Source organism: Acidianus infernus, from assembly GCF_009729545.1.
GTDB lineage: Archaea > Thermoproteota > Thermoprotei_A > Sulfolobales > Sulfolobaceae > Acidianus > Acidianus infernus.
The window spans coordinates 2,089,752-2,104,261 of record NZ_WFIY01000004.1; the positions used below are offsets into that span (position 1 = coordinate 2,089,752).

The window sequence follows — 14,510 nt, forward strand, 5'->3', positions numbered from 1 at the left end:
CAATTATTGATTAGGAAAAGAAGTTTTTAAATCTATAAGGGGGCTATCCATCCCCGCCTGCGAGGCTTTCCGCCCCCTTAATCCCCAGTTTTGTAACGTAATTAAAAATTTTCCATTGATCTTCATAAATTGTAAAAATTCTTCAAATTGAAGATCTTCTTCCTCGTACTTAAGGGATAATGAGACGAAAAGGTTGACAGAAGATATTCCCGCTAGAAGTATAATTACATATTCTAATCCAATATAAAATGAAAAATAATACAAGCCTAAGCCTAAAATGTTAGCTACAAAAGTTAAAGACATTAGCACAGAATAATCCTTCTTCTTGAAGTCTTTTTGAATAATAACTATTGAGGAGAATAATGCTTCGGCTAATCCGAGAATTAACGAAATTATGAAGAAAGACAAGAAGTTCCTCTCCGAGAGTAAAATTAATATAACTGTAAGATTTAAAAATGAAGAAATTATTAAACCTTTTCTTATTCTCACAATAGAGAAGATTAGATAAGAAACTATCTGAAAGAGGAAATTTAACGTTACAAGTAAGCTAATTTGAGTATAAGGAACCCCAGACTTACTCATAATTGCAATATACCCAAAACTCATAAAACCGAGAAATACGCTATAGATTGACCTAAACAGGGTTACTTTATTCTTATCTGTTAACATTTTCTATACAATAGCGACTTTCCTTTTAACTTATTATGAGAAAGCGGAGCTCTGTTATATTTTATATATTTCTCTTATAATGTTCTATCGAGATTGATGATAAATTCCGTTAATAGTAAAAAAATTTTAAATATGATAATTATGAACTTGATTTATGAGACTCGTAGTAGGGACAAACTTTGACGATAAATTAATAGACGAGCTTAAAAAGTACCCAGTTAGGTACATTTTTGGTAGTAAAACTAAAACGTTAACTGGACATGGTAGGGCTTCCTTCGTTTTACCTCAAGTTGACGAAGAAAGGCTGAAGGAGCACATTCAAATAGCACATGATGCAGGAATTAAATTCCTCTACACAATGAATACTGCTACATTAAACGGGAAAGAATACTCACAAAAATTCTTAGAAAGCCTAAAGAAGGAAATAGATAGCCTGGTAAATCTTGGCGTTGACGGTTTTATAGTAGCAATGCCTTTCTTAGTTCATTTTATAAAAAATGAATATCCCGACGTGGAAATTTCCATTTCTTCCTTCTCCAGAGTTTATAACATAAGGGAATTCGAGGAATACGTTAACATGGGTGCTGATACAATAATTCTCCATGAGGACGATAATAGGAATTTTTCTCTCCTCTCTTCATTGTCAAAGTATAGGAATAAGGTTGACATAGAGCTTATATTGAATAACTCATGCCTTTGGGGATGTCCATATAGGAGAACTCACGATATTATTTCTTCCGTAACTTCTCAATCTGACTCTGAAGTTAATGTGTGGTTTGAGTATCCCATTTTATTCTGTGCAACAGACGTAAGGAACGATTTGGCTAATATTATAAGAATGAGGTGGATTAGGCCAGAGGATTTAAGGCATTATGAAGAATTGGGTATTGACAGGTTTAAAATAGCCAGCAGGAATAAGAAAACAGATTGGATAATAAGGGCTGTAAAAGCATACTCGCAAGGAAGATATGAAGGAAACTTGTTGGACATTGTTAGTTATCCTCAAGGAAGAGCAGTCCCTGCAGTTATGAAGAAAATTAATGGACCCAAAGATTACGATGTCTTGACACAGGTCTACGTTGATAACACAAAGTTCCCTCCAAACTGGTTGTCTTACTTTAAGTATAACTCATGTGAAACTAGGAGTTGCGAGGAATGCAGGTACTGTGACATTATTGCTGAAAAAGTGATAACAGTTCAAGGTAAGCCTCTCTCAGAAATTAGCTTACCCAAAATTAAACCACCAATAGAATTAATACCGAGGTTTAGTAAAGATGCTTCTAACGAAGGGAATAAGGATCATTGAATTATTTGAACCGGAATTTTTTGGAACAGTACTCAATCATAACGTTACAATAGTGGAAAAAGGGCCATCCGGCGGGCTAATGATGATAGACACCGGATTGCCTGGCTACCTGGATATCATAGAGAAAGGCTTAAAGTCATTTGGTTACTCGCTAGAGGACATTTCAGACGTTGTCATTACTCATTATCACATAGACCACTCTGGTAATGCTGAAGAGATTAAGAAAATTTCTAAGGCAAAGGTTTATGCTCACGAAAATGAAATACCCTACTTATCTAAGAACGAGCAAAAATTCAACTTAAAGTACGATGACGTAAAGGACGAACTAAAAGTAAGTGAAGAAGACTTTGAAAGAACCATGAAGAGAATAAATTCTATGAAATTCTCACCAGTCAGCGTTGATGTGAAATTGAAAGGAGGAGAAAAAATAGGTAGTTTTAAGGTAATTAATGTTCCAGGTCATACGCCGGGGCATATAGCATTATACGACGGAAACTTATTAATAGTAGGCGATGCGGTGAGAAATATTAAAGGAAAAATTTTACCGCCTTTCAAGTTCTTCTGTTGGAATTACGAAAAAGCTGTTAATTCGTTTAACAATCTCCTTTCAATGAAGTTTAAATACTTAGTTCCTTTCCATGGAGATATAATCTTTTTTTAAGAAGACGAGAAAATAAGAAAGAATAGGATCTAGCTTGCAAAGGAAGTGGTCAAATTAACGTAGTCTACAATAAATTTCCTCTCGCCAAATTTACTCATTCTCTCGTTCAAATCTTTCATAGATAATTTATCTAGTTCATGCAATAACAACTTCACAGACTCAGTAATCTTAGTTAAGAATTTCTTATCTTCAGGATTAGGCAAATCCTTATCGGAATGATAATAAGGAATTAAATCATCGTTATATAAAACCAAAGAAGGAATGCCTTTTTGAACAAAAGAGAAATGATCTGAAAACGGCGTAGGCATTTCTATTCTCTTTAATGGAAATAGACCTGCAAAATCCCACAAATCCGGTGTCGACGAATAAACTACCCTACTAGGATAAAGAGCGTCAAAAATTATTGCAGCGAAAACGTCGTCTTTAGGATATTGCAAAGAACCAGTACAACACTTAGGTCCTTCCTCTGAAGAAAAGAAAACTACTTTTAAGCCATGATTCTTAACTTCTGCCAAAGAATTAAGCACAACATCTATAGAAAATAAGTTATCGTGAAAGCCGGAAAGCCAGTGATCCACGTGAGCACCAAGTAAGATGTAATCGTTTCCTTCTTTTACAGTAAACTCTAGATTGTAAGAAATCGAGTCCCTAAGAAAGGATTCCGCCTCAATCTCTACATAGCCTTCTGGTTTAAAAGGAAGAAAAATAACTGGAATTTTAACGTCTGGCATTATTATCCTTCGCGTCTTTCCCTCTTCGTAAAATATTATTCCCTCGGCACCTTGAGAAAGGGCGTAAGAGTAAAAATCCTTCACTTTAAACGGGTGATCTGGAAAAGGAAATGCAAGAATTTCTCTTCCTACCTTTCCCTTTACGTAACCCTTAGTGTATGGGGCTAAGCTTGATGCAACTTCTTTTCCGTTAAGCTTAACGCTAAAATTACTAATTACCCACTCTTTTGTTTTCACTTCAATTTTCTTACTATTTCCTTGCATTCTCTTTTCCAAAATAGAGAGAATTTCCTTCTCCTTCTCTGAACCATGAATTACTTCTCCCAGCTTTAGCAAGTCTAAAGAAATCATAATATTTAATTTAACTTTTTAATTAAGTATTTTTTGGACATACCGTACTTTAATGTAGTCAACGTTAAGTTATCCTTAATTAAATAGAGGAAGAGGAGAGAAGGAGCTACGAAGAATATACCCGATATATGAAAATATACGAACCTAAGGAAATACGACAATGAGAGTAAAATTGAAATGACGTATATTTCATCGTAGTTGTATCTGGACGTAGAATACGTTATACAACTATAAAAGAAAGGAGCCATCGTACCTAAAGCGAAAGCGTGAACCACGTCTCCCAAAAAGTAACTACCTATTGAGGTAGACACGGAAGACGAAACTACAGATAGTGCCGATAAGTTCTTTCTAACCTTCTTTGCCCCATAAAATAGCCACACGAAGTAGGCTATAATCACGACTGGAAATAAACTATAGCTTAGATAGAGGAGAGGGATAATCAGAAGCATTGGGATTTGCCTTATTCCAAACTTTGGCTTTAAGCCTAACGTTGCGGAAAATATGCCCTCATTAACCCCCAGTAAATAAAGGAGTAAAGAGATGAGGAGGAGTTTATATCCTAAAATTGGGAAAAGTAACCAAGAAATAAAGGAAAGAGGAGGAGAAGAAAGAACTAGAATATTTATAGGAAACTTACTACCATAATATTTTACGTCCTTTAAACCCCAAATTTCCACTATTGTCAGGAAGAAGAAGGACACCGAGACAAAAGGGTAAAGAGGAATAGAAAGCAGGACAAGAGTTAAAATGTGTAAAATCAAGTACTTTTTAGCAGGAAAAAATAACCTAAGTATCATTCCAGCATAAAGGGAATATGCGCCTAAAAGCATAAAATATCCGTGAACTGATGGATCTAAACTTAGTGACACTCCACCTATAGTAAAATAGATAAACGCCAAAATGAGGAAAGGTACGTTAACTCCCCAAGGTTCTATTACGTTTTTCATGAGACTTACTATGCTTCGGTAATTTAAAACGTTGTGCCTAAAATTTTAATTAGTCAAAATCAAAGAAAGCAAATATGGATGACCTGAGAGCAAAGAACGTTATAACTTTTACAGATGTAGGTGAATGTACTAATTGTGGAGTTTACGGTCCTTACGAATTCGTTTTCTGGTCTTCACATACTAGGAGAATTTATGGCTTTTGTTCACTAAAATGCTTTAGAGAATGGTTAAGAACTACTAGAGCAATCTATCCCAAAAGATGAAAAATTTATTATAGCATTTTAAGCATAAAATGATATGTCAATTCCAAAATTAATTATATTAGGAGGTTTTTTGCTATTATTGGTCTTGAGTATTATACCTTCTCATTCCTTTCTAGTGTTTATAAAAAAGGCGTCTTTCAAAGGAAATATTGCAGACCCATACGGATTTATCGAATATAAAGGAAATCTCCTCGAATTCTTCTTCAACTTTTCTTTAACAATATATAACCCAACTTTCCTAACCACTATAACGAAATATTTATCTAATGTTACGCTCAGAATATATACTACCTACAACGGAAAAGTGTTTTACAAAACTGGGGGTTAAGGGGGCGGAAAGCCTCGCAGGAGGGGATGAATAGCCCCTTATAGAAAGCTTTTTTAAACTTCTTTTCCTACCAATATTCAATGGCTAGGAGGGAGAAAAACCCAATAAGAGCAACAGTTGCGATGAATATTGGCTTGTCTAACACCCTCCTAGCCTTAGTTGATAGATACGTTAAGGCACTCCGTTTCTCCATATTTTGGATGAAAGAAAACGTGAAAGATCCAAACGAGAAGAGCACACTTTTCAAAGTGCACGAGGGATTGTATGAAAAGCTGAGGAAAGAATACAATCTACCATCAAAGGTTGCTGAGGACTGCTATCGTGATGCCCTAGCAACATACAAGGGTTGGTACAACAATCCGAAAAAGGTAGGTTTCCACGAGTTTATAAGCTGACAGTGTGGTTAACATCAAAGGCAAGTTATAATGTTGACTTAGATAGAATGGTAGTTAAGATAGTAAGTGTTGGCAAACTACCAATACTAGGCTATCCTAGAAATCTAAAGGAGTACTTAACCTGGGAGATGAAAGAAGCTAGGCTCACAATCAAGGATGGCAAAGCTTTCCTCAAGGTGGTTTTTGAGAAACCAAAAGTTAAGATAGAACCCAAAGATAGTGTTGCCGTAGACGTAAACATGAACGACGTTGTAGTAGGAAAAGATGACACTCACTACGTTAGGATACCCACTCGCCTTCACGATGCTTATCACTTCAAGTCATTAGCTGAGAATTTGCAAAAGAAGTATCCTAGAAGGTGGAAGGAGAACAAGAGAATTCTACACAGAATACACTCCTTCCATCAGAAGGCTAAACGAATTATGGAGGACTACGCTAGGAAGGTTGGCAGATGGACCATTGAGATTGCTGAGAAATTGGGTGCCAATGTTATAAAGCTTGAGGACTTGAAGAACCTAATCAAGGACGTTGATAAATACCAAGTGAGTTTCACGATAAACTCTACCTAATGCAATATCGTCGTATTCAGTACTGGATAGAGTGGCAAGCCAGAAAACACGGAATGATTGTGGAGTATGTTAATCCTAGTTACTCTTCCGTTTCCTGTCCAAAGTGTGGTCACAAAATGACTGAGATGGCTTATAGGTACTTTCACTGTCCCTCGTGTGGTTATGAGAACGATCGCGACGTTATTGCTGTCACGAATTTAAATGGGAGGGGGTCTCTGACCCTCTCGACTGCCCCTCAGATGTAAACCCAAATCGATGAGGGGAACCCTCGCCCTTTAGGGCGGGGAGGAAGTCAGAACTACGTCAATGGCTCCCCCGACAAGTAACCTTACCATTTACTTAGGAATAATAGGCTTAGTAATAGTAATTGCGTTAGTCTCACTTATTATATTAAGGAAAAGGTAAAGAGATTTTTCTTTCCCTAGACATTTTCATTTAATCTTGCGTTTGTAAGATTGACCTAAAAGTTTATAACTATTCTTTTACCACTAAAACGGGCTTCTTAGAAATATCCAAAACCTTAGAAGATACACTTTCCATGAACAATTTCTTTAATCCCTTCAATTTTCTCTTACCTAGAATAATCAAATCAAAGTCTTCGCTCTCAGCATATTTAGATAAAACGACTGCAGGATCCCCTCTAACAACTTCGTAGTCTATGTTAATTCCGTTCTCTATTGAAATTCTCTTTATTATCTCAGTGTGTTTAATTATCCTTTCTCTATCTCTCAACATGTCCTCCTTTATATAAGCCTCCAAAATTACTGGCATATGCTCTATAACTTCCAGAGCCTTAATTGAAGCACCGTGAAACTTTGCAAGATTAATTGCTAAAATTAACGCCTTTAAAGATTCCTTAGAACCATCAAATCCTACTAATATTCTCTTGAACATTTGACTCTATAACCACTTCTCATTCTGAAGATTTAAATTTTTCTAAAAAATCTCTTAATCTTCTTATTAAAAAGGAAAATGAATAAATTACACTCCTGCAGATGCTTCATTAATTTCCTCTAAACTCTTCCCTATAGTATTAGGCAGTACGAAGATCAATATTATACCCATTATAACCATTGGAATTTGGAATCCTATCCAAGTAGTTACTGCACCTAAAACAGGAATTATTGAAAGTATAATTGCTGTAGATATTGCTGCACCTAAGTGAGCGACTCCGTCGGAGAATGCGAAGGATGTTGCTCTGGCGTAAGTTGGAACGTTTTCAGTACCGTTCAAGTAATTTAGCTGATTACTCCACCCTACGCCTATTAAATTAGCTAAAACGAAGCCTGTTAACATCATTGTTAAATTAGCTGAAGTAGCACCTATTACTGCTATGGCTATGCCTAAAACCATACCCACGAAATATGAAATTGTAGTGAGTATTGGCCTCCTTACCTTATCTATAACTGCCCTAAGCAATATAGCTCCTATAAACGTTGCAATTCCTGCGTCTCCGTAGTATAACGTTATTTGGTTGGAAAGCAACCTAAGTGAATGTACAGTGGAAGTCCATAACAAGAATTCCGTTAAGTAAGGATATTCACCGAAATAGAAGAAGAATATTGAAAGCATTACAGCTATTACTCTAACTCTATACTTAGGATTCTTAAATACGTAGAAGGGATCAACTTTCTTAGTTTCAAAATTGAAAACAGTAGGCTCTGGTAAAGTAGTAACGCCTGCCTTCTTCATTGCCTTTTCTTCCATATCCTTTACAACTTTCTCCGCCTCATCTATCTTACCTTTTAATGCTAGCATTCTAACAGTCTCGCTTGCGTGACCTCTAATTGCGAAAACTATGAAGGCTAATGTTGCTCCTACTAGGAATATTACTTTCCAACCTATTGCTGGATTTGCGACATCAATATAAGATGCCATGAAAGGACCTAATCCTAAGCCTGCCCAACCTGCAATATATACTAGGTTAAAGTATTTTGCCCTATTCTTTGCAGGAACCATTTCGACAAGGTATGTGGGGACTAGTATTAGGTCTCCTCCAATTCCCATTCCGGTTATAAATCTAAATACAGAGAATTCTATAAAATTACTAGAAAGTGCATTACCTAAGCTACCAATTGCTGTCAGTAGTGCAGTAGTCATTAGCATTGGTTTTCTTCCTATTCTATCACCTAGATAGCCTAGCAATAATGCCCCAGGTATGTAACCAAATAATCCTAAGGATACTACTATTGAAGCCTCACTACTAGTTAATCCAGTATACTTTAAAGATGTTGCAGAAAAGGCTATTCCTACATCTATTACGTCATATAATGCTATGAAATAACCAAAAGCTAAAGATAGAACTACTGATAGAGGTAAAACCATTACGGGAAGTCTATCTATTCTTGCAGTTAATTGGGCTGCGATGTTTTTATTTTGCTGAGAGGAATTTTTATCAGTCATATGTAATGAGAAAAATATATCGTTTAAAAAGTTTATGTTTTATACTAATACTTATACATTTTATACTCGCTATTAACTGAGAAAAATCAGATCGAAGATAAAGAAGAAATTATAGCAATTATTATGAGAATTATTGAAGAAATCCAATAAGCAAAGTAAGAAATACCTCTAGACGCATATTCGCCCATTATCTTCTTATTCCTACTTATTATTCCTAATATAATAATTGGACCGATTAACGCGTAAACAAAGAATACTAATAGATCTAAAACAATACAAACTAAATTTGCTGAAGGAACTAATAACGTTAATATAACTGCCGGAACGCTTTCAGCTATATAAATAATATTTACGTTCTTTACGTTCAAGGCTTCTGCAACGCCCCAAGCACTTCCCAGAGAAATAACTACTAAGGCCAAAAACCCTGAGGAAATCAAGCCAAATCCAAAAATCACTGGAGACAAACTACCAGCTAATGGAGTTAATACTGACGAAAGTTCTTGGGGCGAAGCAAAGGTAGAAGGATCCACGTTTATCCCTGCGAATGCCATCTCGACAACTACCATTAATATTTCAGTAAAAACTGCACCTAGTAAAGTCTCTTTTCTCATGTGCCTTATTGCAGTATCCTTACATTTACAATATCCTATTTCCTTCAACTTTATCGCAGTTGCAGATGCTTGGAAAAACAACATGAATGGCATAACCACTGCTCCTACTGTAGCTGCCATTAAGAATAGGAATTGAGGTGATGGAGAGAAGTAGAAAGGAGAATAAGGCTTAATACCTCTGAGGAAGAGCGTTGCGAACAAACTTATGATGAGAAAAGCGGAAATCAGTAGTAGAAACCTTTCGGCTTGAATATATTTTCTCTTTGTTACAATCACTATGTGAACTACATAAATTAAGGGAATTGAAAGAATTAAGGGAATTCCGATTACTTCTAAGCCTATACCTATTCCAAGGTATTCTATTGCATAAGTTACTGCGTCAGTCAAAGCCATTGGCAATGCCATGAGAATAGCAAGTTTTTTACTGTAATTCTCCCTAATTACTTCTCCAAGCCCTTTTCCCGTGGCTATGCCTATTCTTCCAGAGACTTCCTGAACAATATATAAAGGAATCGCCAAAAGTAGCATTATCCAAATAAATCCGTACTTAAACAACGCTCCAGTCTGGGCTGCACCTATTATGCTGCTTGCGTCCATATCGGCCATCATAACTAACCAGGCGGGACCAAAGAATTTTATAAATTTAAGCTCATTACGCCCTGTCGTAAGAGAATTACGCCTCATCGTAATCATATATATATTAAAATTAAGTATTAAAAGTTTCCTAGACAAAAAGAAGAATGTTGCAACGCTTTATTCAAAAAATGAGGGTTAAGGGAAGGGGATGGATAGCCCAAGACGTTAATGACGCCATCCCCCAGCTCGAGTGAGAGGAAACCAGCATGAAAGTCCCCTCTCTGGATTCGAATCGATGAGCCCCTTGTGAGGTAACCCTTCTAGGAGGAAGTCAGCTAGGTGAATAAAATTGTTAGATACACTCATTTTATTCTTAAACAGACAAAGCAGCGGTCCAAATGAAATACACACCAAATTAGGATTTTATTATGTTCAGAGGCATATTAAGTCCTTTTAAGATTTTAACTTGAGAATATTGAGGGAAAATCAAAATGTTTTCTATATATTAATAAAATTGTTACTTAACTAGCCGTGCATTGTATAATTCTTTTCAACATATTTTCCTCAAATCTTCACTACTTTGTATATTTTAACCACTTAGCATTGAACGTTATCATTCTCTCACATTGTTCTTTTCATTGCTTCCACAAATCTATATTTACGTCTATCATTATTCCGTCCCCAAACATTTCGTGTACTTTCATAACTAACAAAAGCACGGCCTCATCTAGTCTATAAATAAAAGAGTCTGTCGGTTAGAGCATCAGCCCTCATTTGTACTTCCATCAAATGAATTTAAAGTCTTATAACTTTGGTATTTGAACGGCTAACTTGGACAATATTGCTTTCTTCACTTGATCTTTCTCAAAACCTATACACTCCAAGGAAAATAACTTGTTATTTCTCATATCGATCTCGAGATTGCAAACTGAATTATAGTTCAAACCCCTTAGAATCACTTTTGTTATAGTACCAAACTGTATCTCGACTTTATATGTGACCAATATTCCGTTAATTAACAACCTGAATTTATCATTGTCAATCCACTGTACATCTTTAAACACGATCACCTCTCTATCACCACAGTCACGTCCTCATCTTTACAGAGCTTTGGGTTTCTAAATAGCGGTTTGAGTTGTTCTTGCAACGTTTTAGCTATGCACTCACAGTACTCCCCACCTTCCATTATCTCATATTCAAAGATATAATTAGAAAGAAAGCTTGGCGGTTTGTAGTTAGCTAAATTGCAATGAGCACAGTCTATGTATAATACTTTACTCTGGTTTCTTATTATTATTACAGTATCTTTCATATATGCATACTTACCCTTCACATCAGATGGGAAAATCTTTTCTGTCTTGTAAGGAATTTTGATTAGCATTACTATCAACCAAATATTTGTTTTTGAATCCTCCTGTACAAGTAAAGGATTCCAAGCTGTATTACACTCAGACCCATTATGATAATTATCATAAAGACAATATACGAAGGTAGAACAAAGAAGTGCAAGTATAGTAAATAGACTATGATTGCCATGGCTGACTTTACGATCCCGTATATGACTGCGTCTTTCAATTGTGCTGCTATAAGTCCAAGTATTATTCCATTTAATATTGCCGAGAACAGGGGAACAGCAAATAATAACGAGTAAATAAAGCTACCTTTAGCTAAACCTAGACTCTCTAAGGCTGTATAAAGTGAGCTGGAAAAGAATATATTAACCAGGTAAAGCACGCCACCGCTTATTCTGACCAGCCTCAATTGTCTTTCAAGGCCTTCCACTTTACCCACCTCAATAATATATATAAATCGAGTAACTTATATATGTTATGATAATAAAAAAATAAATCAATGATATTAACTTCTGTTGATTTACTTCCCGTCAGTGATGTTTTTATAGAAAAGATGAGAAAATGACAAAAAGTAAAGTGTATATTTCAAAGCATGTTTCCGTAATCCTAAAGTAACCGTTCAATTATGTTGCAGAAAAAGTAGCTAAAGCCTACGAGTATCTAATCTTTCGTCATGGAATATTCTAACAGCCATGATAATTTATCTAAGCCTTTAACTTTCTACTTAAGGATAGTAAACCTATTATTCCCAGAGTTTTTATTACGTCTCCAATTATCGACATATAACCGAAATTAACTAGATACAAAGGAAGTCCTGCAGTAAAAATTACAGCACCCCAGAAGAATAATGATGAGAATATCTTGTTTATCTTATTTGCTGTTAAGTATATGGAAATTCCAGCTATAGGCTCAAAAGTATATCCTGCAACAATTATTTCAATTCCAAGAAACTCTCTAAGAAAAGTTACTATAATAAGTCCTACAAGAGTTATCATAATAGCTAGAATAGCAAAATAGTCCATTATCTTAGGTTTCTCTAACCTTGCTAAATGATAATATGCAAAAGAAGGCAAAGCCAAAAACCAAACGATCCACATAATAAATACGAAAGTTAACGAAAGAGCGTAGCTTATCCCTTCAATTTCAAGATAAATTAGTCCAAGTAATATAATAATTGACGCAATAAGGCTAACGTAGTTACCTTGCTTCAAGAAGCTTGGATTCATATATTTCACTACGCTTCAAATATAATAAAATTGTGAAAAAAGCATTTTAATAAACTAACTCTACTTTTCTCACCTCTTTATTTATCTTAACCTTACTTAAAGCTCCGAAGTCCTCAGCTTTAACCTCATTGCCATTAATTATAACTTTTTCTACCTTGTCTGTGACAAGCATATTGACGAAGTATGGTTTTGAAAACGTAATGATATTTCCTTTTTTCTCTATTTCAATTTCGCATTTTAACTTACTATTTCCTAAAGCTATTAAGTCATTTCCATCTAAGTTTACAACAGAGTTTTCCCTTATATAGATAGGTAGATCTGCGTTAGTTTTAACCCAACCACCCCTCTCTTCTCCCGTTGAGAATTCGAACCATTTTCCGGGTAAATAAACTACTCTGCTTTCTCCAAGCTGTGGAGCATACAGTACGTATTTACCTAACATGTACTCATCGTCTATCCTATAAGTATCCTCATCTTCTGGGAATTCGTAAAATAAAGGTCTAATGATTGGATGCCCGGTCTCGTGTGCCTCCTTAGCCAAACAATAAATGTAAGGAAGGAATTTATACCTAGTATTTATGACATCCCTTACTTTTTCCTTATAATAATAAGGCAAATATATTGGCTCAACATCTATACCGTCTTTAGCTTTATGAGTCCTGAAAAACGGAAAGAACATGGCTAGTCTGAACATGTAAAGTAATATTTCGGGAGAGTTTTCAACCTTACTTAACCTTCCTTGAAATCCTCCAATATCTATCCCAACATACGGAATGCCAGAAATTGACAAGCCAAGCACGGTCTGAAGTTGTAACCTTAATTGATCCCACGACGAAGTATTATCTCCTGTCCAAACGAAGGCATATTTTTGTATTCCTGCGTAACCAGATCTAGATAATATGAAAATTTCGTCCCTCCCTGCCTTCTTAAAGCCTTCAAATGTTGCCATTGCCTCATAATAAGGATAAGCATTCCTCACTTGACTATGGGGAACCTTTTTACCCCTCAAGTAGTGAACAACGTTATCAGGAAATGTAGTGTAAAATCTATTATCTTTAATTTGTATCGGAGTATCTTTAAAAATATCAAGTATTTCTTGAACTTTAGTAAAGTCTGTGGGTTCGTTCATGTCAAGCCAAATGCCGTCAATTCCTTGAGAAAGCCAACTTGAAATAAGCCCACTCCACCAATCCCTAGTTTCCTCCCTAAAGAAGTCTGGGTAAACAGAATTACCAGGCCACAGCTTACCAACAAACAACTCACCACTACTCATTTCACAATACTTCCCCAAACCAGAGATGAAGACGTTATAATTCTGATCAACCCTAACACTATGATCAACAATAGTAATAACCTTAACACCACGAGAATGAACCTCATCAATAAACCTCCTAGGATCAGGAAACCTATTCCTATCCCAAGTAAATAATTTAAAAGAATCCATATAATCAATATCCAAAAATACACCACTAACCCTAAAACCTTCTTCTTTTAATTCATCTAATAATTTGACTATCTTATCCTGAGGAAAATAAGAATACCTAGAAATCATGTAACCAAAAGCCCAGATAGGCGGAAGAAAAGGCTTACCAGTAAGTTCTGCGTATTGCTCTAAGACTTTTTCGACCGTAGGACCTTCAAAGTAGTAAATTTCTACAGAAGGTTCTGGAATTTTTATCTTTATCTTACCGTAATCTTCGAAGCCTATGTCAAATATAACCTTTGAGGCAGAATTGATGAAGTACCCCTTAGCTACACCATGCTTTACCGTTATTATAAAGGGAACATTTAAGTAAAGGGGTTCGCTAAACTTATCATAGGCTCCTGCATCAACATTATACATTATAAACCTGCCTCTCCTCCTGTCCAGCTCGTAAGCTTTCTCTCCTAAACCTAGTACGTGCTCTTTAATATCTAAATCCTTCTCTATTACTATATTGCCCTCGCTTTCTGTAATATTTAATGAAAAGAACGAAAGGTCTTTTTCTGACTCCTTTCCTTCAAAAGGAAATTCTACTGGAGGAAACGGGTCATTAACTATTATTTTATATATTCCTCCTTTACCTTCTTTTATTACAACTTTCATATGATGAACTCTTGCTATTTTTTATAAAATTTTCTA

The 14,510-nt window shown here is 35.6% G+C and carries 15 protein-coding genes and 2 pseudogenes; 5 read left to right on the plus strand and 12 right to left on the minus strand.

Annotated elements, in window-relative coordinates; translation table 11 throughout:
• Window positions 1–3: 3 nt before the first annotated feature.
• The gene (locus D1867_RS11765) at window positions 4–669 is read right to left on the minus strand and encodes a hypothetical protein (RefSeq protein WP_155864292.1); all 666 of its coding nucleotides are present in this window, start codon (window positions 667–669) and stop codon (window positions 4–6) included.
• A gap of 154 nt (window positions 670–823) precedes the next feature.
• Here D1867_RS11765 and D1867_RS11770 point away from each other — a divergent pair, with 154 nt between their 5' ends.
• Window positions 824–1,975, plus strand: coding sequence for a peptidase U32 family protein (locus D1867_RS11770; protein WP_155864293.1), 1,152 nt, complete (start codon window positions 824–826; stop codon window positions 1,973–1,975).
• Window positions 1,944–2,636 (plus strand): MBL fold metallo-hydrolase, encoded by a 693-nt coding sequence (locus D1867_RS11775; protein WP_155864294.1) that lies wholly within the window; start codon window positions 1,944–1,946, stop codon window positions 2,634–2,636. The genes D1867_RS11770 and D1867_RS11775 overlap by 32 nt, the downstream gene beginning before the upstream one ends.
• 29 nt (window positions 2,637–2,665) lie before the next feature.
• On the opposite strand, the gene D1867_RS11780 is transcribed toward D1867_RS11775, so the two are convergent.
• Both D1867_RS11780 and D1867_RS11785 read right to left on the minus strand, forming a co-directional pair.
• Window positions 2,666–3,718, minus strand: coding sequence for a M28 family peptidase (locus tag D1867_RS11780; protein ID WP_155864295.1), 1,053 nt, complete (start codon window positions 3,716–3,718; stop codon window positions 2,666–2,668).
• A gap of 5 nt (window positions 3,719–3,723) precedes the next feature.
• Window positions 3,724–4,665 carry a hypothetical protein gene (locus D1867_RS11785; protein ID WP_155864296.1) on the minus strand — a complete coding sequence of 314 codons (942 nt, stop codon included), beginning with the start codon at window positions 4,663–4,665 and terminating at the stop codon, window positions 3,724–3,726.
• A 74-nt stretch (window positions 4,666–4,739) separates the two neighbouring features.
• Between D1867_RS11785 and D1867_RS11790 the strand changes: the two genes are divergently transcribed.
• From D1867_RS11790 to D1867_RS11800, 3 genes and pseudogenes are all read left to right on the plus strand, one after another.
• Window positions 4,740–4,928 carry a transcriptional regulator gene (locus tag D1867_RS11790; RefSeq protein WP_155864297.1) on the plus strand — a complete coding sequence of 63 codons (189 nt, stop codon included), beginning with the start codon at window positions 4,740–4,742 and terminating at the stop codon, window positions 4,926–4,928.
• A 34-nt stretch (window positions 4,929–4,962) separates the two neighbouring features.
• Window positions 4,963–5,256, plus strand: coding sequence for a hypothetical protein (locus D1867_RS11795; protein ID WP_155864298.1), 294 nt, complete (start codon window positions 4,963–4,965; stop codon window positions 5,254–5,256).
• A gap of 80 nt (window positions 5,257–5,336) precedes the next feature.
• Window positions 5,337–6,465: pseudogene (locus D1867_RS11800) on the plus strand (RNA-guided endonuclease TnpB family protein).
• Window positions 6,466–6,694: 229 nt separating this feature from the next.
• Here the strand turns inward: D1867_RS11800 and D1867_RS11805 are convergent.
• The 9 genes and pseudogenes from D1867_RS11805 to malA all read right to left on the minus strand — a co-directional run bounded on the left by D1867_RS11805 (window position 6,695) and on the right by malA (window position 14,474).
• Window positions 6,695–7,114, minus strand: coding sequence for a universal stress protein (locus D1867_RS11805; protein WP_155864299.1), 420 nt, complete (start codon window positions 7,112–7,114; stop codon window positions 6,695–6,697).
• 87 nt (window positions 7,115–7,201) lie between these two features.
• Complete coding sequence (locus tag D1867_RS11810) at window positions 7,202–8,623, minus strand: MFS transporter (protein WP_155864300.1); 1,422 nt, start codon at window positions 8,621–8,623, stop codon at window positions 7,202–7,204.
• A gap of 86 nt (window positions 8,624–8,709) precedes the next feature.
• The gene (locus D1867_RS11815) at window positions 8,710–9,843 is read right to left on the minus strand and encodes an NRAMP family divalent metal transporter (protein ID WP_240872268.1); all 1,134 of its coding nucleotides are present in this window, start codon (window positions 9,841–9,843) and stop codon (window positions 8,710–8,712) included.
• A 602-nt stretch (window positions 9,844–10,445) separates the two neighbouring features.
• A pseudogene (locus D1867_RS12790) lies at window positions 10,446–10,553 on the minus strand (hypothetical protein); the annotation flags it as partial.
• Between the two features lie 60 nt (window positions 10,554–10,613).
• On the minus strand, window positions 10,614–10,874 hold the full coding sequence (locus D1867_RS11825) for a hypothetical protein (RefSeq protein WP_162309172.1): 261 nt from the start codon (window positions 10,872–10,874) through the stop codon (window positions 10,614–10,616).
• A gap of 2 nt (window positions 10,875–10,876) precedes the next feature.
• The gene (locus D1867_RS11830) at window positions 10,877–11,191 is read right to left on the minus strand and encodes a hypothetical protein (protein WP_155864303.1); all 315 of its coding nucleotides are present in this window, start codon (window positions 11,189–11,191) and stop codon (window positions 10,877–10,879) included.
• A gap of 5 nt (window positions 11,192–11,196) precedes the next feature.
• Complete coding sequence (locus D1867_RS11835; protein ID WP_155864304.1) at window positions 11,197–11,592, minus strand: hypothetical protein; 396 nt, start codon at window positions 11,590–11,592, stop codon at window positions 11,197–11,199.
• Window positions 11,593–11,866: 274 nt separating this feature from the next.
• Entirely contained in the window at window positions 11,867–12,388 is a 522-nt protein-coding gene (locus tag D1867_RS11840; protein ID WP_155864305.1) for a hypothetical protein, read from the minus strand.
• Between the two features lie 46 nt (window positions 12,389–12,434).
• On the minus strand, window positions 12,435–14,474 hold the full coding sequence (gene malA, locus D1867_RS11845; RefSeq protein WP_155864306.1) for an alpha-glucosidase MalA: 2,040 nt from the start codon (window positions 14,472–14,474) through the stop codon (window positions 12,435–12,437).
• Between the last annotated feature and the right edge of the window lie 36 nt (window positions 14,475–14,510).